This window comes from Mycobacterium sp. 1423905.2, from assembly GCF_001673155.1.
In the GTDB taxonomy this organism is placed as follows: Bacteria; Actinomycetota; Actinomycetes; order Mycobacteriales; family Mycobacteriaceae; genus Mycobacterium.
Genome location: NZ_LZLE01000245.1, coordinates 1 through 24225, shown reverse-complemented (window position 1 = coordinate 24225; position 24225 = coordinate 1). Strand labels below are relative to the sequence as shown.

25 protein-coding genes and 1 tRNA gene are annotated in these 24225 nt (G+C 64.3%); 10 read left to right on the top strand and 16 right to left on the bottom strand.

Going from position 1 to position 24225, the window contains the following annotated elements:
• Window positions 1-6: 6 nt before the first annotated feature.
• Window positions 7-285: a hypothetical protein gene (locus A9W95_RS15845; RefSeq protein WP_067414495.1), complete on the top strand. Its 279-nt coding sequence runs from the start codon at window positions 7-9 to the stop codon at window positions 283-285.
• Between the two features lie 7 nt (window positions 286-292).
• Here the strand turns inward: A9W95_RS15845 and A9W95_RS15840 are convergent, their stop codons facing one another.
• From A9W95_RS15840 to A9W95_RS15790, 11 genes are read right to left on the bottom strand one after another with little or no spacing between them, the layout of a single operon-like run.
• Window positions 293-781, bottom strand: a complete 489-nt coding sequence (locus tag A9W95_RS15840) for a CAP domain-containing protein (RefSeq protein ID WP_067414493.1) — start codon at window positions 779-781, stop codon at window positions 293-295.
• 5 nt (window positions 782-786) lie between these two features.
• A complete protein-coding gene (locus A9W95_RS15835; protein WP_253851673.1) occupies window positions 787-1428 on the bottom strand; it encodes a hypothetical protein in 642 nt (213 codons plus the stop codon).
• Window positions 1425-2021: an Mce protein gene (locus tag A9W95_RS15830; protein WP_067414490.1), complete on the bottom strand. Its 597-nt coding sequence runs from the start codon at window positions 2019-2021 to the stop codon at window positions 1425-1427. Before A9W95_RS15830 ends, A9W95_RS15835 begins: the two co-directional genes overlap by 4 nt.
• A gap of 18 nt (window positions 2022-2039) precedes the next feature.
• On the bottom strand, window positions 2040-3518 hold the full coding sequence (locus A9W95_RS15825) for an MCE family protein (RefSeq protein ID WP_067414488.1): 1479 nt from the start codon (window positions 3516-3518) through the stop codon (window positions 2040-2042).
• A complete protein-coding gene (locus A9W95_RS15820; RefSeq protein WP_067414485.1) occupies window positions 3518-4639 on the bottom strand; it encodes an MCE family protein in 1122 nt (373 codons plus the stop codon). Before A9W95_RS15820 ends, A9W95_RS15825 begins: the two co-directional genes overlap by 1 nt.
• Window positions 4636-5958, bottom strand: coding sequence for an MCE family protein (locus A9W95_RS15815; protein ID WP_067414482.1), 1323 nt, complete (start codon window positions 5956-5958; stop codon window positions 4636-4638). Before A9W95_RS15815 ends, A9W95_RS15820 begins: the two co-directional genes overlap by 4 nt.
• On the bottom strand, window positions 5955-7130 hold the full coding sequence (locus A9W95_RS15810; RefSeq protein WP_156746228.1) for an MCE family protein: 1176 nt from the start codon (window positions 7128-7130) through the stop codon (window positions 5955-5957). The genes A9W95_RS15815 and A9W95_RS15810 overlap by 4 nt, the downstream gene beginning before the upstream one ends.
• Window positions 7127-8155: an MCE family protein gene (locus A9W95_RS15805; RefSeq protein ID WP_067414479.1), complete on the bottom strand. Its 1029-nt coding sequence runs from the start codon at window positions 8153-8155 to the stop codon at window positions 7127-7129. Before A9W95_RS15805 ends, A9W95_RS15810 begins: the two co-directional genes overlap by 4 nt.
• Complete coding sequence (locus tag A9W95_RS15800) at window positions 8152-9420, bottom strand: MCE family protein (RefSeq protein WP_067414476.1); 1269 nt, start codon at window positions 9418-9420, stop codon at window positions 8152-8154. The genes A9W95_RS15805 and A9W95_RS15800 overlap by 4 nt, the downstream gene beginning before the upstream one ends.
• A 5-nt stretch (window positions 9421-9425) precedes the next feature.
• Complete coding sequence (locus tag A9W95_RS15795; protein WP_067414473.1) at window positions 9426-10277, bottom strand: ABC transporter permease; 852 nt, start codon at window positions 10275-10277, stop codon at window positions 9426-9428.
• Window positions 10274-11041 carry an ABC transporter permease gene (locus A9W95_RS15790; protein WP_067414470.1) on the bottom strand — a complete coding sequence of 256 codons (768 nt, stop codon included), beginning with the start codon at window positions 11039-11041 and terminating at the stop codon, window positions 10274-10276. The genes A9W95_RS15795 and A9W95_RS15790 overlap by 4 nt, the downstream gene beginning before the upstream one ends.
• A 907-nt stretch (window positions 11042-11948) precedes the next feature.
• Between A9W95_RS15790 and cysK the strand changes: the two genes are divergently transcribed.
• From cysK to A9W95_RS15765, 5 genes are all read left to right on the top strand, one after another.
• Window positions 11949-12881 carry a cysteine synthase A gene (gene cysK / locus A9W95_RS15785; protein WP_067414467.1) on the top strand — a complete coding sequence of 311 codons (933 nt, stop codon included), beginning with the start codon at window positions 11949-11951 and terminating at the stop codon, window positions 12879-12881.
• Between the two features lie 2 nt (window positions 12882-12883).
• Window positions 12884-13567: a serine O-acetyltransferase gene (gene cysE, locus A9W95_RS15780; protein ID WP_067414464.1), complete on the top strand. Its 684-nt coding sequence runs from the start codon at window positions 12884-12886 to the stop codon at window positions 13565-13567.
• 96 nt (window positions 13568-13663) lie between these two features.
• Window positions 13664-14125: a thioredoxin family protein gene (locus A9W95_RS15775; protein WP_067414463.1), complete on the top strand. Its 462-nt coding sequence runs from the start codon at window positions 13664-13666 to the stop codon at window positions 14123-14125.
• Between the two features lie 26 nt (window positions 14126-14151).
• Window positions 14152-14604, top strand: a complete 453-nt coding sequence (locus A9W95_RS15770) for a DUF4395 domain-containing protein (protein ID WP_067414521.1) — start codon at window positions 14152-14154, stop codon at window positions 14602-14604.
• Between the two features lie 257 nt (window positions 14605-14861).
• The gene (locus A9W95_RS15765; protein WP_253851672.1) at window positions 14862-15143 is read left to right on the top strand and encodes an ANTAR domain-containing protein; all 282 of its coding nucleotides are present in this window, start codon (window positions 14862-14864) and stop codon (window positions 15141-15143) included.
• A gap of 35 nt (window positions 15144-15178) precedes the next feature.
• Here the strand turns inward: A9W95_RS15765 and A9W95_RS15760 are convergent, their stop codons facing one another.
• The gene (locus A9W95_RS15760) at window positions 15179-15412 is read right to left on the bottom strand and encodes a hypothetical protein (protein WP_067414459.1); all 234 of its coding nucleotides are present in this window, start codon (window positions 15410-15412) and stop codon (window positions 15179-15181) included.
• Window positions 15413-15895: 483 nt separating this feature from the next.
• Between A9W95_RS15760 and A9W95_RS15755 the strand changes: the two genes are divergently transcribed.
• Window positions 15896-16348, top strand: a complete 453-nt coding sequence (locus A9W95_RS15755) for a DUF5994 family protein (RefSeq protein WP_067414456.1) — start codon at window positions 15896-15898, stop codon at window positions 16346-16348.
• A 3-nt stretch (window positions 16349-16351) separates the two neighbouring features.
• On the opposite strand, the gene A9W95_RS15750 is transcribed toward A9W95_RS15755, so the two are convergent.
• Window positions 16352-16427 (bottom strand) — tRNA-Asn (locus A9W95_RS15750).
• A 153-nt stretch (window positions 16428-16580) separates the two neighbouring features.
• On the opposite strand from A9W95_RS15750, the gene A9W95_RS15745 reads away from it, so the two are divergent.
• Window positions 16581-16823 carry a hypothetical protein gene (locus A9W95_RS15745; RefSeq protein WP_067414453.1) on the top strand — a complete coding sequence of 81 codons (243 nt, stop codon included), beginning with the start codon at window positions 16581-16583 and terminating at the stop codon, window positions 16821-16823.
• Window positions 16824-16829: 6 nt separating this feature from the next.
• Here A9W95_RS15745 and dnaG read toward each other — a convergent pair whose 3' ends face one another.
• Genes dnaG through A9W95_RS15730 form a run of 3 tightly spaced genes read right to left on the bottom strand, consistent with a single transcriptional unit; the run spans window position 16830 to window position 20700 of the window.
• Entirely contained in the window at window positions 16830-18752 is a 1923-nt protein-coding gene (gene dnaG, locus A9W95_RS15740) for a DNA primase (RefSeq protein ID WP_067414451.1), read from the bottom strand.
• 53 nt (window positions 18753-18805) lie between these two features.
• Entirely contained in the window at window positions 18806-19396 is a 591-nt protein-coding gene (locus tag A9W95_RS15735) for a superoxide dismutase family protein (protein WP_082983124.1), read from the bottom strand.
• A gap of 44 nt (window positions 19397-19440) precedes the next feature.
• Window positions 19441-20700: a deoxyguanosinetriphosphate triphosphohydrolase gene (locus A9W95_RS15730; RefSeq protein WP_067414448.1), complete on the bottom strand. Its 1260-nt coding sequence runs from the start codon at window positions 20698-20700 to the stop codon at window positions 19441-19443.
• 388 nt (window positions 20701-21088) lie between these two features.
• Between A9W95_RS15730 and A9W95_RS15725 the strand changes: the two genes are divergently transcribed.
• Window positions 21089-22036 carry an esterase family protein gene (locus A9W95_RS15725; protein ID WP_067414446.1) on the top strand — a complete coding sequence of 316 codons (948 nt, stop codon included), beginning with the start codon at window positions 21089-21091 and terminating at the stop codon, window positions 22034-22036.
• A gap of 170 nt (window positions 22037-22206) precedes the next feature.
• Complete coding sequence (locus tag A9W95_RS15720) at window positions 22207-24192, top strand: TPM domain-containing protein (protein WP_067414444.1); 1986 nt, start codon at window positions 22207-22209, stop codon at window positions 24190-24192.
• Window positions 24193-24225 lie beyond the last annotated feature (33 nt).

The following is a 24225-nucleotide window of genomic DNA, read 5'->3' as shown; positions in this document are numbered from 1 at the left end:
GGATGCGTGGCTCGCGACGGTGATCGGCCGGAACAGACCAAAACCTGCCCCTTGCAGTGTCGGCTGCGGCAGGGCGGTGCTTCATCCGCCGAAACCGACCGCGTCGATTGGGCAGGGTTACCCGTCAATCTCGATATGGCGTTTTCCCGCGAGCAACGCGACAAGGTCTACGCCCAACACCAGACCCGCAAACGCGGTGCGCTGCTGCGGCGGCAGAACGGCACTCAGGTGTGCGTCTGCGAGATCGCGGCAGAGTACGACAAGTTTTCCGCGTCGGCCTCTTAGCCCACTACTAGTGGGCCGGCTGCCCGTATAGGGCGACCACCACCGTACGGTCGAGGCTGTTGTTGGACCACACCCCCATGGCGGTATTCGCGCAATCGCGCATGATCGCTAGGTAGTCCGGGTTGTAGTACCACTGCCTGATCAACTCGAGGCTGCTGATCGACAGCGCCGGGTTGACGGCGACCGTTTCGGTGACTTTGCCGCGGAAGCCAGCGGCATTGGCACGGTCTTGCGGGGTGGATCCATCCGACCCGATGTCGTCATTGATGTTTCGGTTGTTGATCATGTCATCGGCATGCCATTGCGCGGCCAGGTACAACGAGTTGTTCATCACGACATCGTTGGTGCAGCCCGCCTGATGCTGAATCGTGTAGACACCGGAGACGACGCTGTCATTCAGCCGCTTGTTGTCGGCGTGCGCGACGGTCGAGACCGTCAACGTGGCAACGGAACACAGCGCGACGAGCCCCGCCGCGCGAGGAGTGCGGCCGAACATGGCACTCACACCGGATCGAAACGCGAGACGAGCCAGCGATTCTTGACCTTTTCCAAGGTGACCCGGATGACCGGTTGCGTATCGGTCGGCGCGCCATCGCCGATGGTGACCGTCTGATTGACATACAACAGAACTACGGCGTGCTCGGTCGTGGCCGAAACAGACCCTGCCGCACTGACTTTGGCGATGGCCGAAATGTGCTTTTGTTTGGCGCCGGGGATGACCACCTCGCGGGTGAGCGCAGTGTAAGCGTCCTTGAAATCACCGGTCAGCCGTTCGCGAGCCGATCCCAGCTCTTTGTCCACCGACTCAGCCTGATAGGACAACAACGCGACCGCATCCTCACTGGCCGCCCGTACCGAGTCCGTCCGGGCCTTGGCGACCTCCGTCGCGGACACCTCGACCCATTTGAAGTATCCGGCCGCCAAGCCCAGCATCAACGCCAGCCCGGGCAGCACACCGAAGGCAACTACCCGCGACCACACGATCGGTCGGCGGTCCCGACTGGTAGCGGCGTCGTCGTCGCAATCCTTTTCGGTCGAGGCCAAATCTTCGTTGACCGTTTCGGTTTCCGACGTTTCCTCGGAAGTCGACACGGCCAGATCGCCTGCGTCGGCATCCACTGTTTGTTCTTCGAGTGTGGTCATGGTACGAACACCACGTTCGAGACTTTGGCGTCGTCGCCGACCCGCTGAACTTCAATGCGCATGCGCCACTCCCTCGGTGCCTCCTCGCCGCCCGCGGTGCGGGATTTCACCGCCACGGCGACCAGTACTTGAGCCGTGTCGCCGCGCTGGGATTCCAGCCCGGCGTCGGTCACCGTCCCTTCGGATTTGGACTGGGCGGCCTTGACCAGTTCCTTGAACGGTTGGGATCGTTTGTCGAAGTCATCACGGAACGCTCCGGTGGCCAGGTCCAATATCCGTTGCACGTCCGCGTCGATTTCGGTGAAGCTGATCGTGGTGAGGTTGACCGCGCCCTGCCGAGCGGTCTGGACAAACAGTTCCCGTTGCTGTTGCGCCTGGTGCTGTTCCAAGGCGCGATATCCCACCCAGCCCGTCAGTCCCGCCAGCGCCACCACCGCGACGCCGCCGGCAACCAGAGCCTGCCCGACATGGGACAGTCGCCGACGGTTCACCCGGTGACGTCGGCGGGCAGGCGGGTCATTTGTTGTCGCCGACGTTGCGGCAGCGTCGGTTTCGTCGGTGTCGTTATCCAGGGTTTCGGTCTCTTCGGCCACGTGGCTCCTCGGTATCGATTACTGCGGCGGCAGCAGCAGGGACTGCCAGTTTTTGGCGCGCGGGTGCGCTAGATCAGACTCGGTATAGCGGTGCCCGTCCGGGCCGACGTAGTCACCGGTGTTGGGGTCGTAGGTCGCGACCGCGACCGGCGGCGGCGCCGGCTGCGGCGGTGCGGTCCCCCGCGGGGGTGGGAGCCGCGGGTCTTGACCCGGCGGATACTGCGGGACACCTTGACCGGTGGTGGTGGCGTTCGGGTCGCCCTTCCAGTTGTAGCCGTCGTTGAGCGGCACGTATTCTTCGTCGCTTTCGCACAGCTCGACCGTAGGAGCGCGCTTCCACGGCTTGGTCTCACACGGAATGTTGCGTGCGCCACGGACATTGAGCTCCGAATCCTGCGGCAGCCGGCAATACAGGTCGGCCGCCGGCCGATCCGGAGCGTCGACGTCGGCCGGCGAGCGCCGCTGGGTCGGCGGCAAGAAGCCGGTGGTGCAGGGCGGCGGCAGGTTCATGTTGAGGTTGAAATCGAGATAGAAGCCGCGGTAATCCTGCTTGGTGCCGGCGTTGGGCACCAGCGATCCCGACATGATCGCGATGCCCTGCGGGAACAGGACCAGGAGTTGTTCGATGTCGTGGCGGTAGACGACGGCGATGTCGGCGAGACTGACCAGATTGGCGAACAACACCGGCACCGCGGGTGCGATCCGGTCGAACAGCGCGCGGCCTTCTTCCACACCCGAGCTGCCCTCGGTCAACAAGTCTCGCAGCGCGGCGTCCTGCGCCTGGAACTGCGCCGTGATGGCCGCGGTGTGTCGCGCCCAGGTCGCGATCGCGTCGGAGGTCTGCACCTGCGAGTTCAGCACCGGAGGCGACTGGTCGATCAGGCTGACCAGCGGATCGATGGTCCGGCCACCCGCCAGCGCCAGCGCGGTGGAACCGTCGACGATCCGGGACAGCTCGGGTCCCAGTCCACCGACCGCCCGGTCGGTCTCGTCGATGACCGTGTGCAGATTGTCTCGTGGAATCGCTTGCAGCGCACGGTTGGTCATGTCCAGCAGGCGTCCGATGTCGACGGGCACATCGACCCGCCCGGCGGGGATCACGTCACCGCCGTGAAGCAGCCGCGACGGTGCGCTCTCCTTGCCGGGCTGCGGGGTGAGCTCGATGTATTGCTCGCCGATGGCCGAGCGGCTGTGCACCGATGCCTGCACGTTGGCGGGGACCTTGACACCGGATCTCATGGCCAGCACTGCCCGCACTCCGGTGGCAGTGACGTCGACCGATTTGACCTGGCCGACGTCGGTGCCGCGATAGGTGACCACCGAGGTCTGATATAGCCCGCCGGACTGGGGCAGGTCCACCGTCACGCTGTATTCGCCGATCCCGAACAGCGTCGCGGGCAGCTTCATGTAGTTGATTGCCATTGCGCCACAAGAAACGAGCGTCACCAACGACAGGACCGCCAGCTGGATCCACGTCCGACGACTCAGGCGCAGCATCAGTAGCCCCCGTCATGGTAGGGGAAGGTGAGCGGGTTCCCGCCGGTGGCCGGGCTGGGCTGCATGCCGATGGTGCGTCCCCATTGCAGCTCGAGCCGGGTGAGGTTGCCTTCCCAGCGAGAACCGGTGAACAGCCCGGTGTCGATGCGGCTCAACGTCAGATCCACGATCATGGTCAGGTTCGCGTAGTCACCGCGGAACCAGTTGGTGACGGTGGAGGTCGGCCAGGGATAGGTCGCCAAGCCGTCCAAACCCTTGGTCAAAGCCGGGCCGGCATCGGCGAGCGACCGCAGCACCGGGGCGATGTTGCGCAGGTTGTTGACCAGAGCTTCCTTGCTCTGGCGGACGGTGTCGGCGGCAATGGCGCTGAACTTGCCGAGCTGATCAATCGCCTCGGCGATCTTGCTGCGTTCTTGAGCCAACACAGCCAGCGCCTTGGGGACGGTGGTCAACGCCCGATCCACGACCGGGTCTTTGGCGGCGACCTGGCCGGCGAGCCCGTTGAGATTCTCTGCCGCACTGATGATGTCGTCGGTTTGGACATTGGTGCTGGCGATGAACTGGTCGAGTTGGCCCAGTAGGCTGCGCATGTCGTTCTCGCGGCCGCTGAAGGCCTTGGCCAGCGTCTGGGTAATCTCCTGCAACTGATTCAGTCCGCCGCCGTTGAGCAGCACCGACACCGAGGCCAACGTCTGCTCGGTGCTGGGATACAAGCTCGCATGGGAGAGCGGGATCAGCGACCCGTTTTTCAGTTCACCGACCGGCGGCTCGTCCTTGGGCGCAGCGAGGGCGATGTGCATCGAGCCCAGCAGACTGGTCTGTCCCAGCTTCGCGGTCGAATTGGCCGGCAGGTGTACATCACCGTTGATGCGCATGGTGACCAGCGCGTGCCAGTCCTGCAGTTCGATCTTGGTGACATTGCCGATGTTCACGTCGTCGACCAATACTCGGGTGTTTTCCTGAATGCTGACGACATCGGGCATCTGCGCCTGGATGGTGTAGGCGCCCGGCCCCTTGCCGGCGGTACCGGGCAGCGTGAAGGAATTCAGGCCGTGCCACCCGCACCCGGGAAGTGCCGCAAGGCATGCGGCACTTCCCGCCGCAATGATGAGGCGCCTCATGATCCGCCGTTCTGCGGAACCATGAGTCCTTGCAGACCCAGTTTCGGGTCGGGAACGGTAGGGGCCGGCGGCGGGGCCTCGGTGGGCGGTTGTTGTTGTTCGGCGGGCGCCGGCGGCAGCGATTCCGGTGGCGGCGGTGGAGTGAAGTCGGGTCGGAGAGTGTCTTGGCTGTAAGTGATCTCGTTCGGTCGCGCCTGGGTACCCACGAACGGGTTGATGCCGGCCGGAATGTAGTTGTAAATCCGGTTTTTGATGATCGGCTCGACGTACTGCATGCACAGCTTGGACACCCGGTCCAAGCCTCGGCGCGAGGCCGCTTCGATGGAACTGCAGATCCACTGTGGGATGTCGGCGAAATTGTTCAATGCGATGATGCCGGTCATCGCGCTTTGGGCCGGTTGGTAGATGTTGGTGAAGTTCTGAAACACCGTCGGCGCGATGTGCAGAATCTGTTTGATATCGGCACGGCTGTCATTGAGCGCCGTGGTGATCGAGCTCAGCCGGTCGAATGTGACGCCGATCGATTCTCGGTTCTCCGACAAGAATCCGCGCAAGTCCGACAGCGCCCCGTCGAGACCGGTGATCGCGTTGGCGACTTCGTTGGGCGTGTTGGTGAGTATGGTCGTCACGCTGGCCAGATTCTGGTTGAACGAGGCCAGCAGATCACTGCTGGAGGACAACGCCGACACCAGCAGTTGCAGGTTGCGCACCGTGCTGAAGATGTCGTCGGCGTGATCACCGAGTGCTGAGATCGCTTGCGAGAGTTTGATGACGGTGTCGCGGGCGGTGTCACCCTCGCCTCGCACGTTGTCCGCGGTCGAATTGATGAATTCGCCCAAGGAGTTGACGCCTCCGGGAGCCGTCGGTTGCAGGGCGTCGGTCAGCTTTTCCAGTTGCCTGCGGAAGTCGTCCCATTCGACTGGAACCGCGGTACGGTTCAATGGGATTGATGCTCCGGGGCTCAACTTGGGCCCGCCGGAATAAACTGGGACGAGTTGAATAGCCCGCGATGTCACCAGCGAGGGTGAGAGGATCGCCGCGCGCGCGTCGGCCGGGATCGCGTACTGCTTGTCGACGGAGAAGGTCACCTTGGTGCTGGCCGGTTGCGGCTCGATCTTGTCGATCATGCCGACCCCGACACCCAGGATCCGAACTTCGTCGCCCACGAAAAGGCCAGTGGTTTGCGGGAAATACGCCGAGTAGGAGTTCTTGTCGACGTCTTTCCATAGCTTCTTGCCGACCAGAAATGACGCGACGACCAGGGTGGCGATCAAGCTGATGGCGGTCGCTCGCCGGAGGGTGTTCTGATCCATGGTCACGGCCCCCCGGCTGGAACGGGCGCAGGAGCAGGCTCCGGCGGCGGCCCCGGGGCGGGGCCCGGCGAGGGTGGCTGGGACCACAACGGGACCGGCGCCGCCTCGGGCGGGACGGGAGGCGTGCCGGTCGGCGGGTCCACCGACTGCGAAGGTAGCCGCTGGTTGGGGTCCAGGTACCGGTCATACATGCGGGAGTCGAGGATTGGTCCGCTGAGCTGACCGGGGATCAGGTTGGCGACGTACGCCTTGAAGAAGGGACCCGATCCCAGCACCTCGCCGAAAGACATTGCGTACCGCTTGAATTTAGGCAGGGTGCGCTGCAGATCTTCTTTGCGGTTGTCGAGAATTTCGAGGACACCGTTAAGTTTGTCGAGCGCCGGCTTGAGTTGACTGCGGTTGTCGGCGACCAGACCGGAGATCTGGTGCGAGACGGCGGTCAGGCTGTTCATCAGCGCGTCGATGGAATCCCGTTCCTGCAGTAGGGCAGCCAGCAACGCGTTGGAATTGCGCACCAGTCCGGCGATCTGTTGGCTGCGCTTGCCCAGTACGCCGCTGACGTTGTTGGCGTTAGATAACAGGCTGCGCAGTTGCGCGTCCCGGTTGTTGAGCGTTTCCGAGAATCGGGCCACCCCCTGTAGGGCCGGGCGCAGATTCGCCGGGGTTTCCTTGAAGGTGTCTGCCAACGTGGTTAGAGCCGAGGACAATTGAGTGGTGTCCAGACCACTGACCGTGGTGGTCAGGTCGCCCAGCGCATCCGGGAGATCATAGGGCGAGGTGGTGCGTTCCAACGGGATAGCGGCTTTCAACCGGCCCTCGCCGCGCGGGGTCAGCTCGAGCATTTTGGTGCCCAGAATCGTCTCTGTCTTGATGGACGCTTCGGTGCGGTCGCCCAATTCGACGGACTTACGCGCGGTGAACCCGACTCGAACCTTGGTGCCGTCCAAGCGCACGTCGGTGACCCGGCCGACACCCATGCCGGATACCCGGACGGTGTTGCCGGGCTTGATGCCACCGGCTTCGGAGAAGTACGCCGCATAGTCGTTGTACTGGTTGACGAACGGCAGCTTGTTGTACTGGAACGCGACGACCACTGCGCATGCCACGAGCACGGTGCCCATCACGCCGAGCAGGAACGGGCTGCGCTTGGTGCGCCACTTGTCGGTGCCACGGCTCATTTCGGCGTGCACCGCCCCGTCGGTTGATCGATCAGCTTGACGTAGATGGGATTGCCTCCCTTGCCGTTCAGTTTGAGCAGCACCTCACAGAAGTAGAAGCCGAAGTAGTCCCCGTTCAGGCCTTGGCGGGACAGCACTTGGTAGACGTCCGGCAGGCTCTTGAGCAGGCCGTCGACATAGTCGCGGTCGGCCAGCACCTGGCCGGACATGCGGTCGTTCTCGCGCACCACGTCCTTGATCGGCTGTCGCGACTGGCTCAGCAGATCGGTGATCGATCCGGCGGCCGCGTTGACGTAGGCCAGCCCGGTCGAGATGTCGTCCTTGCGCTGCGCCAAGCCGTCGACGAACTGCGCGAGCTTGTCCAGCCCGTCGGAGAACTCGTGGTCACGCGTGGCGAAGGTGTGTAACACGGTGTCCAAGTTGCTGATCAATTCGGAAATCAATTGGCTGCGCCCGGCCAGCGTGGAGGTCAGTACGGAGGTTTGCGCCAGCACCGAGGCGAGTGTGCCGCCCTGTCCCTGGAACACCCGCAGCAGCTGACCGGAGAGCGCGTTGACTTGGTCTGGGTCCAGCGCGCGGAACAGCGGCCGGAAACCACCGATCAGTGCATCGATATCCAGCGCGGGCGACGTGCGGGTGAGGGGAATGGTCGCACCCGGCGCCAGGCGGCGCGGCGGTCCAGGACCGTCCTCGAGCGCGAGATAGCGGTCACCGATGAGGTTTTCATAGCGCACGACGGCCTTCGTGCCTTCGGTGAGCCGCACCCCGCGATCGACCGCGAAGTCGATGTGCACAGTTCCGTCTCGGTTGAGCGTGAGGTCCCCGACTTTGCCCACTTCCACCCCGGCGATGCGGACGAAGTTGCCCGCCTTCAACCCAGAGATGTTGGTGAACAGCGCGTGGTAGTCGGTGCGGTCCTCGAAGCGCAGCTGACCGAACACCGCGATCAGGGTGAAGGTGAACAGCAAGCACACCACCGTGAACAGCGCGACGCGCGTGATGATGCTGGATAGCTTCCTTCTCATGGCGGCGGTTGTCCTCCGCGGTAGAAGTAGCGCGGCGGTTCGGGTGGATTCTTGGTGGTCGGGAAGTAGTTGGCCCACCACGGATTACCGACCCAGGGGTGGGTGCGGATTTCGTCCGGAGCGGCGCCCCAGCCGGTGTCGGTGACCAGCGCGCGCACCGGGAAGTTGGCACTGGGATCAGGCAGTGACCCGCAGCTGGGCCTGCCGCCGGGGCCACCGGTGGCGTTGACCTTGGGAAGATGTTTCGGGTAACGGTACGGATCGTCACCGAATAGCAGGCCGGCGTCCATGATAAACGAATAGCCGTTGCCGCCCAGCGTGTCTCGGCCGCCGTGCTCGACGTACCACTGAGCGCCCCGGAACAAGCAGGTGTACGTCGGCGAATACGTCTCCAGCAGCTTGGTAACCGGGTCGAGCTGGTTGATGGCGTGGACAATGTTGGATTCGTTTCTCCCGATGACGCTGATACCGCTCTGGCTGAACCCGATCGCCGACATCAGCAACGCGTCCAGCGACTGCTGGTTGGCTGTGATGGTGTTGCTGGTCGTCGCGGCCGAGTCGAGAATCGACAGAATGTCTTGTGCCGCAACAGAGTAGGCGGCCGTAGTTCGCCCGAACAGCCGCCAGTCCTGGTGCACGGTGTCCATTCGCGGGTTCACTGCGAGCAGAATGTTGTTGCTGTCACTGATCGCCTGCCCTAACCGAGCGCCCTTGTTGCGCAACGACTGTGCGAACGCGGACAGAATCGAGTTCATCTTGGCCGGGTCGAGGGCCTGGACCACCGACTGCAGGTTTTCGAACACGGTATTCACTTCGACGGTCACGTTGCGGGAGTGCAACACCGCACCCGGCCGCAACGGGATGACGCTAGGGTGCTCGGGCACAATGAGGTCGACGAATTTCGCTCCGAACGCAGTGGTCGACTTGATCTCCGCCTCCACATTGCTGGGCAGGTATTTGAAGGCGCCGGGCTGCATCTTCAATTGCAGCCGAGCGGCTTTCACGTCGGTGCCGATCGATCCGACCTGGCCGATCTGTACGCCGCGCAGCTTGACCTTGGCGCCTTGTTCCATGACCAGCCCGGCCCGGTCCGACACCAGCGTGAGCGGGATCGAGGATTGGAACTTCCCGGAGAACGAACCCGCTGTGATCACGATCAGACCGGCGACGACGAAAAACAATGTCGGCGCCCACCAGATCGGGTCGATTCGGGTGTAGCGGACCCTGTTTGTCCGGTAGGCGCCGCTGGCACGGTGGTTACTCATGGCGGTTATCCGGACAGATTGAAATTGCCGTGCTGGCCGTAGACGGACAACGAGACCATCAGGCAAACGAATGCTGTGACGATCATCGATGACCGCACCGAACGACCGACAGCTTCACCTACCCCGGCTGGGCCGCCAGAGGCGGTGAAGCCGTAGTAGGTGTGCACCACCATCACACCGGTGGCCATAGCGAGCGCTGACACGAACGACCACATCAGGTCGGTGGGACGCAGGAAGGTGGAGAAGTAGTGCTCGTAGACGCCGCGGGACTGGCCGTACACCGAAATTGTGAGGAACTTCGCCGCAACGAAGGACATCAACACCGCCACCGCGTACAGCGGGATGACCACCAGAATGCCGGCGATGATGCGGGTGGACGCCAAATAGGTGATGGCGCGGATGCCCATCACTTCCAGAGCGTCGATCTCCTCGTTGATGCGCATCGCACCGAGCTGGGCCGTCGCGCCGGCGCCGATGGTCGCCGCCAACGCCAACCCGGCGGTGCACGGCGCGATCATGCGCACGTTCAGAAAGGCGGAAAGAAAGCCAGTCATGGCTTCGACGCCGATATTGGACAGCGTGTCGTAGCCCTGCACCGCCACCAGTGCACCGGTGGTCAAAGTAAGGAACCCGATGATGCCGACGGTGCCCCCGATCACCGCCAATGCGCCTGTGCCCATGCCCATTTCGGCGATCAGACGCAGCAGTTCGCCGGGGTATCGCCGTACGGCGTCGCCGATGTTGACCAGAGATCGTCCATAGAACGCGGTCTGTTCGCCCAGTTTGCGGGTGGACGACACCACCCGGGGACCGACAGTGACGAACCACGAGGGCTCAGGCGCGGCGGTGTCACTCATTTGGCGGTCACCTTCACACCTAGCGCCGTGGTGATGATGTTGATGAAGAACAGCGCCATGAACGAGAACACGACCGTTTCGTTGACCGCGTTTCCGACACCGGTGGGTCCGCCTCCTACTGAAAGACCCTTGTAGCAGGCGATCAATCCCGCGGATAGCCCGAACAGCATCGCCTTGATCAGCGAGATCACTACTTGTGGCAGACCGGTCACCAGCGTCATGCCCGCGATGAAGGCACCGGGGGTGACGTGCTGGACGAACACCACGAAGATGTAACTGCCGGTCAAACCGGTGACCGCGACTACCGAGTAGAGCAGGACCGCGACGAAGGTGGCCGCGATGATGCGGGGAACGACCAGCGCTTGAATCGGGTTGATGCCGATTACCTTCATCGCGTCTATTTCCTCGCGGATGGTGCGCGCTCCGAGGTCGGCACACATTGCGGTCGATCCGGCGCCCGACACGACCATGGCGGTGACCACCGGGCCTACCTGAGTTACCGACGCCAGTCCCGCACCGGCTCCCGACAGGTCTCCCGCCCCAATCTCGACGAGCAGGATGTTGAGCACGAACACGATCAAGACCGTGTAGGGAATCGACAACATGATGGTCGGAAAGATCGACACCCGGGCGACGAACCATATTTGCTCGAGGATCTCCCGCCACGCCCAGGGCCGGCGCAATACCGTCACCAGGGTCTCGGCGCTGAGCATGAAGAATTCACCCAACGCGTTCATGGGCTTGGCCAAGGTCGTCGTGCTCATCGGTATTGCTCACCCCCCGAGGTCGTCCACATTTCTTCACGGCTCATGCCGACCCCGCTTACGCCGCCAAGGTAATCAAGGAAGCTACATGACGATGTAATTCCCTGCAGCGCAAGGGCATAACGGATTCTGCAACACAGGATGGGCCCGAGCGCCTGATTGCAGAGAGATACACGGGCGAAGCTTAAGAACTGGCAAAATCGTTTGCCAGGTTTGCGATCAGTCAGAAGGTAATGCGCCCCTAGGGCAACATAACGCGGCGATCGCGCCGGCGGCGACCACATTACTGTGGTGCCACGCTTTGGTAGCCATGCACCGGCGTAGAGCAACCCAGGGTTCATTTTTCGACGCTGGCTATAGTGGGTTTCATGGAACAGGTCACGCCGTCGCGATTCGCTCCTTCGCGCCCTGACGTGCACTGTTGTTGTTGATCTGGTTTGTGCCCAGCAGCCCCCGCGCCACTCGCCGACCGACCTTCACGCTGAGCCGTCCGGCAGACGCCCTGCCAAGTTTCAGAAAGATCATCCGCCATGACCGTGCTTCCCGCACCGCACCGCGCATCGGTCGCGCTGGCCTGCGCTGACACGGGCCCAACCGCACTCATTCGGCGTGGACTCGACGGACGTCAAATTGTCCACCGCAAGTCAGTTGCCCTCCGAGCCGCTGAAACCGGTTCACTGCAACGCGCAAAAGATTTGCAGCGCAGAATATTTGGCGACTTACAGCCCGCTACCGCGAACCGGTCTATGGTCTCACACACCGTGCGGGCGCCGCGCACCAACAGCGGCCGGCGCCACGCCATTTGCCCGACTCCCCTTGCACTGACCACACCCCCGCACGTGACAATTGAGATTGACATCACTTGGGAGGCCGACGAGGCCTGCGCCGACATCGTTGGAGATTGCCGATGACCATCGCCGACAACATCACCCAGTTAATCGGGGGAACGCCCCTGGTACGGCTACGCCGGGTCACCGAAGGCGCCGTGGCCGACGTCTTCGCCAAGCTGGAGTCGTTCAATCCGGCGGGCAGCGTCAAGGACCGGATCGGGGTGGCCATGATCGACGCGGCCGAGAAGGCCGGGTTGATCAAACCGGACACCATCATCTTGGAGCCGACCAGCGGAAACACCGGCATCGCGCTGGCCATGGTGGCTGCCGCCCGCGGATACAAGTGTGTGCTGACCATGCCCGAGACAATGAGCGTCGAACGGCGCATGTTGTTGCGCGCTTATGGCGCCGAAGTGATCCTCACCCCGGGCTCCGAAGGTATGGCCGGCGCGATCGCCAAGGCCGAAGAACTCGCCAAGTCCGATGACCGGTACTTCATCCCACAGCAGTTCGAGAATCCGGCCAACCCGGCCGTGCACGCGGTGACCACCGCCGAAGAGGTCTGGAAGGACACCGACGGCAAGATCGACATTTTTGTCTCGGGCGTCGGCACCGGCGGGACGATCACCGGGGTCGCGCAGGTCATCAAGGAACGCCGTCCGTCGACGCAGTTCGTCGCGGTCGAGCCCGCCGCCTCGCCGGTGCTGTCCGGTGGTCAGAAAGGACCACATCCCATACAAGGAATCGGCGCCGGCTTTGTGCCTCCGGTGCTCGACCTAGCGCTGGTCGACGAGGTCATCACCGTAGGAAACGATGAGTCGCTGGAACTGGCGCGTCGGCTGGCCCGCGAAGAAGGGCTGTTGGTCGGCATCTCCTCCGGCGCGGCGGCCTGGGCCGCCATCGAACTGGCCCGTCGGCCCGAAAACGCCGGCAAGCTCATCGTCGTCGTATTTCCCAGCTACGGCGAGCGCTATCTGAGCACGGTGTTGTTCGCCGACTTGAAGGACTAGCCGTGCTGGCGGCGATCCGGCGTGACATCCAGGCGGCCCGCGAACGGGATCCGGCGCGACCCGGCACCCTCGAGGTCATCCTCGCCTATCCAGGGGTGCACGCCGTGTGGGGTCACCGGATAAGCCACTGGCTGTGGGGCCGCGACGCCCGGGTCGGGGCACGCGTGGTTGCAGAGATCACGCGCATCTTCACCGGAGTAGACATTCATCCCGGTGCGGAGATCGGCGGCGGCCTGTTCATTGACCATGCGACCGGCGTCGTAATCGGCGAGACCGCCGAAGTAGGCGAAGACGTGACCATCTTTCACGGGGTTACCCTCGGCGGCACCGGCGCCGACACCGGTAAACGGCATCCCACAGTCGGTGACCGGGTGGTGATCGGGGCCGGAGCCAAGGTTCTCGGGCCGATCAAAATCGGCGATGGCAGCCGGGTCGGCGCCAACTCCGTCGTCGTCAAAGAGGTGCCGGCGAGCGCGGTCGTCGTCGGCGTCCCCGGGCAAGTTGTCAGTAGGCCCGCTCCGGTCAGCGAAGACGAATCCAAGTTGCCCGATCTGGTCGGCGTCAGTCTGCAGTCTTTGCTCGCGCGAGTCGCCCGGCTCGAAGCCAAAGACGGCAAACCACAAAATGGCCGTGTCATTCGGCCACCGGAGGCGGGCGTCTGGCACGGCGAGGACTTCTCCATCTGAGGAATAAGCGACGTGCGTGCTGGGTTGCGGCCAAGGTGAATGGTCCGTTGTCGCCGCATCTCTATAGCGTTGGGGCGTACTGACTATGGCGCTTCGATGAGCGGGCTCCTGCTGGCAGCCACGGCGACGACGGCCGCACTCCTCGGCGCCGCCGCGATCGGTGTTGCGGTCAATCGGCGTTCGGGTGTACTGCGCGACACCGCGCGCTCCGGTGACGTTGCGGCGACTGAGAATTCTTTCGAAGCAACAGATTTGGGCTTGTCCACTACCGGCCCGACCATTGTGCATTTCAGCGCCGATTGGTGCGGTCCGTGTGCGACCGTGCGCCGTGTGGTGGATCAAGTGTGCGCGGAGCTGCCCGAGGTCGCACACGTGGAACTGGACATCGACAAGAACCCGGTGGCCGCCCGGCGGCTCTCGGTGCTCTCTCTGCCCACCACGTTCATCTTCGACGTGACGGGGCGCCAGCGTTATCGCACCGCCGGTGTGCCGAAGGCCTCTGATCTGGACACGGCGCTGCGTTCACTGGTTCGCGGCGAAGCCGAGGATCAGACATGAACCACGAAACCGACAGGAGCCTGACCATGTCGACCGACAGCAATCAAGTAGACGTGCGCGGTCCGCGTTTCGCTGCATGGATTACCAGCACCGTGCTGGTGGTCGCCTTGATCGTCTCGGCAATCAGTGTTCCCGCCGCAGCGGTGATCCTTGGCGTCCAAGCCATTGTCTTCGCGATCAGCGCCCTGCGTGGGCCACGCAATAGCCCGTACGGGCTGCTGTTCCGGAAGCTGGTGGCGCCTCGCATCGGACCGGCGCGGGAGCGAGAACCCATTGCGCCGTTGAAGTTTGCCCAACTGGTTGGCTTGGTGTTCGCGGTCGTCGGTGTGGCAGGCTTCGCCACCGGCATCCAGTTGCTTGGCGTGATTGCGACGGCCTTTGCCCTATTCGCCTCATTCCTCAACGCAGCCTTCGGAATCTGCCTGGGCTGCCAGCTGTACCCCTTCGTGGCCCGGCTCCGTCGCCCGCAGACCGCATAAGCGGCCTCAACATAGGTCAGATCACTCGACCGGCAAAGGGTTAAAGCGCCGGTGAGCCGATCGTCGGAATCGTGTGGGAACCGGATCAGATGCCTTATAGTGAGCCTCATGCAACAGGTTCTGCGGCTGCGCAATGTCGCTGTGCGCCGCTTCACCGTTGACTGTTGCAGTTCTTAATTCGGCTCCCACACTGCGATTCACTGCGCATTGGCGCAGCGCTGCAATTCTGACATCACCGTACGAATGGAGAGGTTGATTTGATCGACGGTCTAGAGACTCAGCCGCGATTCGGCAGCGGGCGCAATGAGACCACGCGTTCTCTCGACACAGCCGTTGGGATACTGGTCGGGTGGCGCCGGTGCAGCACCTATGCCGCATTTCGGGAATTGATCTCGGTCAGCGAACGACACGGGGTTCCGATCTTTGCTCTGGCGGGGGCTTTGGTGAATCTGGCCAGCCGCGAGGCGGACAACCAACCGGCCGATGTCGCCGCGCAACTGGCCGCCGAGCGTGAATGGGGCCTGAGCTACCTGCTCTAGGCGCCGCGGCGCCGCGGCGCCGGCGCGCCGATGCGTTATGACGCTTTGACGTACCTGCGCACCATCTCGTCTTCACCGAAGGACGAGGCGCGCTGGCAGCCGATGTCATCGCGACAGAAGAACGTCCACCGCTTCGGACTCTTCTGCGGCCCACCGATCATCTTCACGGTGTAACGCACCTCGGTCGGCCGCAGCGTGCCGATGATGTCCCCGACGCGAATCTCCGACGGATGGATTTCTGGTGCGTCGTACCAACTTTGAGAAGCCATGCCCTTTGTTCTTTCTAAGTCGATCAGCCCGATTCGGAGTCGACGCGTGACCCGGGACAGGCACCCGCCGCGCGAATCAGCGCCGATGTCAATAATTTTCGTGGCTAGAAGGCCGCGATGCGGTCTGGTCCCAACGTCACTTTGACGGTCCTATCCTGACCGCCAACCGGCCACATCTTTTCGGCGACGACATGGCTTTGACTAGCCATATTCGAGGTATCACCGATGTTCTCAGCCTACAGGCCGGTTCCTCATGCCGACGTGGAACGATGTGCGCGGCCTTGCGCGGCCCGTTTCTTTCTGGCGGGATGGCGGGGTACCGTCGTAGTCGAGCCGTTTCGTTGTCAGCGGTGGTCCGCCGTACTCGGCACGGATGACACCCACGGGCAATGTGATTCCTCCTTCCGCCCCGACCCATGGGGTGGTAGTTCACGACTGGAAGGATCCGCCCGTGTGTAGTGCCGCCGTCAGTTCCGATTTCCAATGACCCGCCCGCTTCCCCTGCGAAGCCGGTCCAATCCCGTGCGCCTGTCGCTGGCCAGTGAGCTCGGCCGCGACATCGACGGGGCGTGGTGGCCCCGCGCGGACCGCCTGACCAATGAACTGCCTGAACTGATCGCGGTCCTGACACCAACGCTTGGATCGATCAACGGCATCAACGTCAACTGGCCGCCGCTACAACGACCCCCCGACTTCAACTGGCCGGGGTGGGAACACAAGCGCCAGCACGTGATGAGCGTATCCGGCGACGATGGGTGCGCCAACCTGCTGATCATTCCATTCACGACATACACCGCGCTCGCCCTGATGGTCCTGCGCTGCGCGGCCAGCCTGCCGATCAACGCTACCGATCAAGACAAACGAGCGTGCCTGTTAGCCGGTTCGATCGTTCGTGCGGCCCAACAACAACGCGCTTCGGTTGGCACTGAGCACTGAAGGTGGCTCCCCCGGAAGGACTCGAACCTTCAACCCTTCGGTTAACAGCCGAATGCTCTGCCAGTTGAGCTACAGGGGACTACCGCTCCGCGCGAAGGCTGGCGCCGACGCGGGACGACTCTAGCGTACTGGCATGGTCACGCCCAACTAGGACCCGACTGGGCCACGGCGCGCGCGAGCCCCGCCGCGTGAGGCAGGATGGAACCAACGCAGTGTTAGTGGAGGGACCGTTTTGATCGGATATGTCGCCGTTCTCGGAGTCGGCTACGTGTTGGGAACCAAGGCCGGGCGTCGCCGCTATGAGCAGATCGCTGGCACCTACCGCGCGGTCACTGGCAGCCCCGCCGCGAGATCGGTCATCGAAGCAGGACGCCGCAAAATCGCCAACCGGATATCTCCGGACACTGGGTTCGTCACGTTGACCGAGATCGACGACCACACGGCAGTCATCGAGCGACAGAAGACAGCGCCCTGACCACATTCACGCGGTGAGATCGTCGCCGCTGGCCTGCTGAAGCAGACTTCGCCGGTAAGCCTCCATGGCGACCAAATCGCCGAACAGCGCGTGGTACTCGTCGCCTTGCTCGATCGGCGACATCCGTTGCAACTTGGCCTTCACCTCGGCGATCTGCCGGCCCATCCACACCTCCTGCAGGCGGGCCAGCACGCCGGAGATATACCGCGGCAATTTCTCGTCGTCGACTTGAATCGACTCCACTCCCAGCTCGGTGATCAACCCTGCGGTCAGGTCGGAGGATGTCTGCTGACGCACCGCATCGATCCACTGTGCGCCGGTGGCACCGGTCGAGGTACCGCCCGCGGCCTCGATGGAAGCGCGCACCGCCGCATAACCGGGATGGGTGAAACTCTCGACGGTCAACGTGTCGAACACCGGGCCGGCCAGCGCCGGATACTGCAACGCCGATTTGAGGGCCTCCCGCTGTGGCCACAGCGTCGGGTCCCGCGGGTCGGGGCGGGTGGTGGCGGACCCGGCCTTGGCGGCTTTCGTCCCCTGCCGCGAGCCTTGCCGTGAAGTCCGTGGCTCAGTGCCGCTACGTCCGGCCGTGGTGCTGCCCTTGGCGGTGCCGCGGACTCGGTCGATCACCTGGGCCACGTCATCCCAGCCGACCCACCCGGCGAGCTGGCGGGCGTACTCGTCGCGCAACGCCGGGTCTTTGATCTGGCTCACCATCGGCACGCAGCGGCGCAGGGCCGCCACCCTGCCTTCGGCGCTTTCCAAGTCCATCTCCGCGAGCGCGGTCCGGATGGCGAATTCGAACAACGGGGTGCGCCGCGCAACCAAGTCGCGCAGGGCGCCGTCACCGGACTTCAGCCGCAGATCACACGGGTCCATGCCGTCCGCGGCTACGGCGACGAAGGATTGGCCGGCCAGATTCTGCTCGCCGTCGAAGGCTTTGAGGGCGGCGGCGCGCCCGGCCGCGTCACCGTCGAACACGTAGATCAGTTCGCCGCGGAAGAAACTGTCGTCCATCATCAGCCGACGCAACATCGCCAAATGCTCGTCACCGAAGGCGGTGCCGCAGGAGGCGACCGCGGTGGTGACGCCGGCCAGGTGCATGGCCATCACGTCGGTATAGCCCTCGACGACGACTGCTTGATGCCCCTTGGCGATGTCGCGCTTCGCCAAGTCGATGCCGAACATCACCGAGGACTTCTTGTACAGCACCGTCTCGGGGGTATTGACGTACTTGGCTTCCATCGGGTCGTCGTCGAACAGGCGCCGAGCCCCGAATCCGATGACCTCCCCGGCTGCGGTGCGGATGGGCCACAGCAGTCGCCGGTGGAATCGGTCGATCGGGCCGCGGCGACCCTGCCGGGACAGCCCTGCGGCCTCCAGCTCCTTGAACTCGAAGCCTTTGCGCTGCAGATGCTTGGTCAGTCGGTCCCAGCCCGAGGGTGCGAAACCGCAGCCGAACCGGCGGGCGGCCTCGGCGTCGAAGCTGCGCTCGGTCAGGTAGCGGCGGGCCGGCGCGGCCTCGTCGGACTCCAGCGCCTCGGCGTAGAACTCGGCTGCGGCCGCGTTGGCGGCGACGAGCCGGCTGCGGCTGCCCCGGTCTCGTTGCACGCTGGTGGCCGGCCCGGTGTAGCTGATGGTATGGCCGATCCGGTCGGCGAGCAGTTCGACCGCCTCGACGAAGCTGACGTGCTCGATCTTCTGGATGAAGGCGTACACGTCACCTCCCTCTCCGCAGCCGAAGCAATGGAAGTGGCCGTGATTGGGCCGGACGTGAAACGACGGTGACTTCTCGTTGTGGAACGGGCATAGGCCCTTCAGCGAGTCGGCACCGGCCTTGCGCAGCTGGACGTAGTCGCCGACGACGTCTTCGATGCGGGCGCCTTCTCGGATGGCGGCGATGTCGCGATCAGAGATCCGGCCGGCCATCGGCTCAGTGTAAGCGCCGGGGCCGGGGACGCAGGCGGGTCTGGGAGGGCAGCTCAGCTCCTCGGTTCGATGACGCCGCAGGCGACGCGTTGCATGGCTTCGTCGGTGTCTTGGGCGCCATGGAGCAGCAAGGCGGTTCGTTCGCCGGCCAGCAACTGGTCCCGGGTGAATGCGTCGGTGGTGGTGACCAGATAGGCGGCTCCATCGCCGCGCACTTCGAGCATGGTGAGGTCACCGCTCGCCGGCTTGCCGGTGTGTCCGGGCGCTTGAAAGTGCTCTCCGGCGGATAAGAAGTTGCCGGGCGCACCGCCGGTCGGGGCGACCGAGTTCGGGTCGCATCTGCCGAACTGGTGCACATGCATGTCGTGCAGGCCGGGACGCAGGATGCCCGTCGCATCCGTCTTGACGGTCAAGGTGACGTAGCCGTTGGTGAACTCGAAAGTGGCCGTGGCTACTTGACGTCCATCGGGCGTCTTCAGCTGGGCGGTGAGCGGATTGCCGGCGGCCGGAGGGCTGACACTCGCCGGCGACGACTGGCCACTCTTGACCGGAGGTGGGGTGCCCGGCTGGTTGCTGGCGTTCTGGCCCGGACTGCAGGCGGTGATCGCCAACGACAGGGCGGCAATGGCGGTGCGCTTGACCATGGCGGCAGCCTAGCTGCGGCGCTGATGAGCCGGTGTCACCAGGTTCAGCCGGCTTGGCCGTCGACGCGTTCCAACCGGCTTTCGGTGTAGGACGCGATCTGGTCGACGATCGCGCGCCATCGGCCGGCATCATCGGCGGCGTTGACGAATGCCGCGGCGAAGGCGGGATCCAAGGTCCGCGGCGCGCCGACATACAACCAGTGGGCCACCCGGTGAATGCGTTCCCGCTGGCGGGCCTGTCGCTGCAAGTGCCGCGGATCGGACATGATGAACTGCAGCGCCAGGATTTTCAGCACGGCCACCTCTGCGCGGACGAGGTCGGGCACGTGCAGGTCGGCGTGGTAGCGCACCAACGGTCCGGAACCGGCCGAGGCGCGGGTGGTGGCTATCGCGGCGGTCGCGAACCGGCCCACCAGCTCGCTGGTCAACCGTTTGAGCGCCACCGACGCTGCCACGGTGGCGTCATATTTGCCGACCGCGGCGACCACCGGCAGACCCGACAGCCGGTGGGCTGCCACCATCAGATCCTCGGCACTGACCTGAGCGAATTCCCGCTCCCCCAGCCTGGCCAGCGCGGCGGCGTCATCCTCGTCGGCGAGCACGCGCAGGTCGATGCGTTCGGAAACCACACCGTCTTCGACGTCGTGAACCGAGTACGCGACGTCGTCGGCCCAGTCCATCACCTGGGCTTCCAGGCACGTCCGGTTGGGTGGGGCGCCCTGCCTAACCCAGGTCGCAGCGTCGCGGTCTTCGTCGTAGAAGCCGAACTTTCGGCGGCCCTCCGCACGCGCCCACGGGTACTTGGTGACCGCGTCAAGGGCAGCGCGGGTGAGGTTCAATCCCGCGCTGTTCCCCTGCGCGTCAAGCACTTTCGGCTCGAGGCTGGTGAGTATCCGGAAGTTCTGCGCATTGCCCTCGAAACCACCGTAGGCGGCGGCAACCTCGTCGAGCGCGCGTTCGCCGTTGTGCCCGTAGGGCGGATGGCCGATGTCGTGCGCCAGGCCCGCCAGTTCGACCAGGTCGAGATCGCAGCCCAACCCGATCGCCATCCCACGTCCGATCTGGGCGACTTCCAACGAGTGAGTGAGCCGGGTGCGGGGCGTGTCACCTTCCCGCGGACCGACAACCTGCGTCTTGTCGGCCAGCCGGCGTAACGCAGCGCTGTGCAGGACGCGGGCCCGGTCGCGGGCGAAGTCAGTTCGGTGCTGCCCCTCAGTGCCCGGTAGACCTGCGGTCTTCGGCGCTTCGGGTACCCGCCGTTGACGATCGAAGTCGTCGTACGGCTCTCGTTGATTCGTGCTCACCGACCCACAGTCTGCCAGTGCGACACCTGAAAACGCCTGCAGGCAGGCTCGCCCCTTCGGGCAACGCAGTTGATTGAGACCATTCTGTGACGGGTACCAAGAGGATCACTGGGTCGGATCCGGAGTGGCAAGAAAATAGCGAGAACGATGGGCAGCACTCATGGGTTCGAGCAATAGCGGCGAATGACACGTAGGCGACGTCGGATCGCGGATTACCGCATCCCCACGCCCGCCTGACCAGCTCGGCCCAATTCTGGGTGATTCCTCTCGGCGCCCACCGCTTACCCCAAAACGGGTGGCGAAGCGTTGCATGCGCCACGGGCCGAGTTCCCCGCGCGCAAGGCTGATTTCTGAGAAAGACCCATTCTGTGACAAGCAAGGAGCGGAAATGAACGTGCACAAACGGCGGTGGCTGCGTCGCCTGACCACAGCTGCGGTCGCAGCCGCGGCACTGCCGGGGCTAGTCGGGGTGGCCGGAACCGAGCCGGCCGCGCGGGCGGCTTCGCCCGAGTTTCTGCAGGTCCCGTCGGCAGGGATGGGCCGCAACATCACCGTGGAGTTCCAGAACGACGGGGCGCCGGCGGTCTACTTGCTCGACGGGTTACGGGCCCGAGACGATCGCAACGGCTGGGACATCGAGACACCGGCTTTCGACGAGTACCGCGGATCGGGCATTTCGGTCGTCATGCCAGTCGGTGGGCGCTCGAGTTTCTACTCGGACTGGTATGGCTCGGCCAATGGCGCGACCTACAAGTGGGAAACATTCATCAGCAGCGAGCTGCCGTCTTATCTGGCCGGTAAGGGCGTCCGGACGACTCGTAACGCAGTGGTCGGGGTCTCGATGTCGGGGTTGTCGTCGCTGATCTTGGCGGCCTACCACCCCCAGCAATTCGCCTACGCCGCCTCGCTGTCGGCGTACCTGACCCCTTCCACCGGGAATGGACCCACCCTGATCCGGTTCGCGATGAACGACGAGGGTGGCTTCAATCCTGAAGACATGTGGGGCCCGGCCGGCGGTCCTGGCTGGCAGCGCCATGACCCGACGGTGCAGGCGGGAAGGTTGGCCGGCAACGGGACTCGGCTTTGGGTCTACAGCGGCAACGGGACCCCGTCGGAGCTCGGTCAAGGCAGCATTCCGGGCACGGTGATCGAGCAGGTCGTGCTGCAGAGCAACAACGACTTCCGAAACGCCTACACCGCTGCTGGTGGCCGCAACGCCACGTTCAATCTCGACAGCAACGGCGTACATAGCTGGGGTTACTGGAATTCGCAGCTGGTGGCCATGAAGGGTGACATGCAAAGCACGCTGGGCGCCGGAGGCGGTGGTCGCACCTAGCCAGGAGGTCACGCCGCGGGTGCGGTTCAGTTCGGCACCGCCACTAGCTGGACTGCGCTCCGCGGTAGTGAATCTCGAAATAGCAAGTCGCGCAACATAGTCGGAGATTGACCGCGAGACTGGGTGGGGCTGTGGAATCACCGCGTCAGCCGGCCGCAGTAGATTAGCGTATGCGCATTGCACGCCTGCTCGGTGCGATCCTGACAGTGGCCACCTTCAACTCGGCGGGTGGGATGCTCACCGCACCGTCCGCCGGAGCGCAGCCACCATTCCGGTTGCCCGGCTATGTCACCGACAACGCGGGTGTGCTCAACGATTCCGGGCGGGCCGCAGTGACGTCGGCGGTCGACAAGCTCTACGCCGATCGGCATGTCCGGCTGTGGGTCGTATATGTCGACAACTTCTCCGGTGCAAGCGCCCAGGACTGGGCGCAGCGCACCATTGGGGTCAGCGAGCTGAGTACCTATGACGCGCTGCTGGCCGTTTCCACCGCCGGACGGGCGTACGCCTTCCTGGTGGGGTCCAACGTGCAGGGCACTAACGAACGTCGGGTAGACGACTTGCGGCGCAACCAGATCGAGCCGGCGCTGCGCAACAACGATTGGAGTGGCGCCGCCGTCGCCGCGGCTAACGGACTCGACCAGCCACCTAGTTCGACGGGCCGCGTGGTAGTGCTGTTGGCGTTGGGCGCCATCGTCGCCGCCGTCGTGGTGTTGTTGCTCGTCATGCGTTACCGCGCTCGCCGCCGGCACGCCGACGCATTGGCCGCAGCGCGACGCGTCGACCCGACCGATCCGCAGGCGCTGGCCGCCGTACCCTTGGACGTGCTCGACGACCTGTCCCGATCGATGGTCGTCGACGTCGACAATGCGGTGCGCACCAGTTCCAACGAACTCGAGGTGGCGATCGACGAGTTCGGCGCGGAGCGTACCGCCCCGTTCCGGCAGGCGGTCGACAACGCCAAAGCCACTTTGGCGCAGGCGTTCAGCGTGCGCCAGCAACTCGACGACAGCGTCCCGGAAACGCCCACCCAACGGCGCGAACTGCTTACCCGAGTGATTGTGTCCGCGGCCCAGGCCGACCGCGCATTGGAATCGGAGAGTGCGGCGTTCGAGAAACTGCGCGACCTGGTGATCAACGCCGCTTCTCGGCTGGATCTGCTGACGCAGCAGTACATCGAACTCACTACCCGTATCGCCCCCACCGAGCAGCGCATGTCCGAATTGCACAACGAATTCGGCTCCGCCACAATCAGTTCCATATCCGGCAATATCGGCGCCGCCAAGGAACGACTGCAGTTCGCCGACCGCAACATCACCGCGGCCAGGGAGCTGGCCAGCAAGGCGGTGAGCGGACAGCAGAGCCGTTTGGTAGATGCGGTGCGCGCCGCGGAGTCGGCTTTGGGTCAGGCCCGTGCGTTGCTCGATGCGGTGGACAACGCGGACGCCGACATCAGGCATGCCGTTGCCACACTGCCGTCGCTCACCGCTGACATTCAGTCGGCGATCGAGCACGCGAATCAGCAGCTGCAGCAGGCGGGGACCCAGAAGTCCGCTCACCTCCAGGAGTTGACGACAGCCCGCGATGCGGCGATCAGGGCCGTCGATCGCACCCGTGGCTCCGCCGACCCGTTGACTTCGTTCGCTCAACTGACCAGAGCCGACGCGGAACTCAACCGGCTACTGGCCACTCTGGCGCAGGAGCGGGCGGATGGCGACCGGCTCAATCGATCCTTCGAGCAGGCGTTGTTCACAGCACAATCACGGGTGCGCACGGTGTCGGACTACATCGACACCCGGCGCGGCAGCATCGGCCCCGAAGCCCGCACCCGGCTCGCCGAAGCCAAGCGCAACCTTGACGTCGCCCAAGACAGGCGTGCAACGAACCTCAACGAGGCGATCGCTTACGCCAACGCCGCATCAACCCTGGCTGCCCATGCGCAGTCCCTGGCGAACGCAGATGTGCAGGCGGCCCACAGCGCCTACACCAATCGTGGTGGCGGCAGCGACCTCGGAGCAATGATCGGGGGGATCATCATCGGCGATCTGCTCAGCGGAGGGATGCGCGGCGGCTTCGGCGGATGGAGCCCCACGTCATTCGGCGGTTCGTCGAGTTCGTCGGGGGGCGGCTTCTTGGGCGGCGGCGGACGGTTCTAGCAACAAAGGCAGCGGCGGACGCACCCATGAGGG

Coding starts and splice junctions, on each gene's coding strand:
- A9W95_RS15720 (WP_067414444.1), top strand. CDS start 22,207: ATGCGCATTGCACGCCTGCTCGGTGCGATCCTGACAGTGGCCACCTTC.
- A9W95_RS15835 (WP_253851673.1), bottom strand. CDS start 1,428: ATGACCACACTCGAAGAACAAACAGTGGATGCCGACGCAGGCGATCTG.
- A9W95_RS15800 (WP_067414476.1), bottom strand. CDS start 9,420: ATGAGTAACCACCGTGCCAGCGGCGCCTACCGGACAAACAGGGTCCGC.
- A9W95_RS15820 (WP_067414485.1), bottom strand. CDS start 4,639: ATGAGGCGCCTCATCATTGCGGCGGGAAGTGCCGCATGCCTTGCGGCA.
- A9W95_RS15840 (WP_067414493.1), bottom strand. CDS start 781: ATGTTCGGCCGCACTCCTCGCGCGGCGGGGCTCGTCGCGCTGTGTTCC.
- A9W95_RS15725 (WP_067414446.1), top strand. CDS start 21,089: ATGAACGTGCACAAACGGCGGTGGCTGCGTCGCCTGACCACAGCTGCG.
- A9W95_RS15795 (WP_067414473.1), bottom strand. CDS start 10,277: ATGAGTGACACCGCCGCGCCTGAGCCCTCGTGGTTCGTCACTGTCGGT.
- A9W95_RS15755 (WP_067414456.1), top strand. CDS start 15,896: ATGACCCGCCCGCTTCCCCTGCGAAGCCGGTCCAATCCCGTGCGCCTG.
- cysK (WP_067414467.1), top strand. CDS start 11,949: ATGACCATCGCCGACAACATCACCCAGTTAATCGGGGGAACGCCCCTG.
- A9W95_RS15805 (WP_067414479.1), bottom strand. CDS start 8,155: ATGAGAAGGAAGCTATCCAGCATCATCACGCGCGTCGCGCTGTTCACG.
- A9W95_RS15790 (WP_067414470.1), bottom strand. CDS start 11,041: ATGAGCACGACGACCTTGGCCAAGCCCATGAACGCGTTGGGTGAATTC.
- A9W95_RS15735 (WP_082983124.1), bottom strand. CDS start 19,396: ATGGTCAAGCGCACCGCCATTGCCGCCCTGTCGTTGGCGATCACCGCC.
- A9W95_RS15775 (WP_067414463.1), top strand. CDS start 13,664: ATGAGCGGGCTCCTGCTGGCAGCCACGGCGACGACGGCCGCACTCCTC.
- A9W95_RS15760 (WP_067414459.1), bottom strand. CDS start 15,412: ATGGCTTCTCAAAGTTGGTACGACGCACCAGAAATCCATCCGTCGGAG.
- dnaG (WP_067414451.1), bottom strand. CDS start 18,752: ATGGCCGGCCGGATCTCTGATCGCGACATCGCCGCCATCCGAGAAGGC.
- A9W95_RS15770 (WP_067414521.1), top strand. CDS start 14,152: ATGTCGACCGACAGCAATCAAGTAGACGTGCGCGGTCCGCGTTTCGCT.
- A9W95_RS15810 (WP_156746228.1), bottom strand. CDS start 7,130: ATGAGCCGTGGCACCGACAAGTGGCGCACCAAGCGCAGCCCGTTCCTG.
- A9W95_RS15825 (WP_067414488.1), bottom strand. CDS start 3,518: ATGCTGCGCCTGAGTCGTCGGACGTGGATCCAGCTGGCGGTCCTGTCG.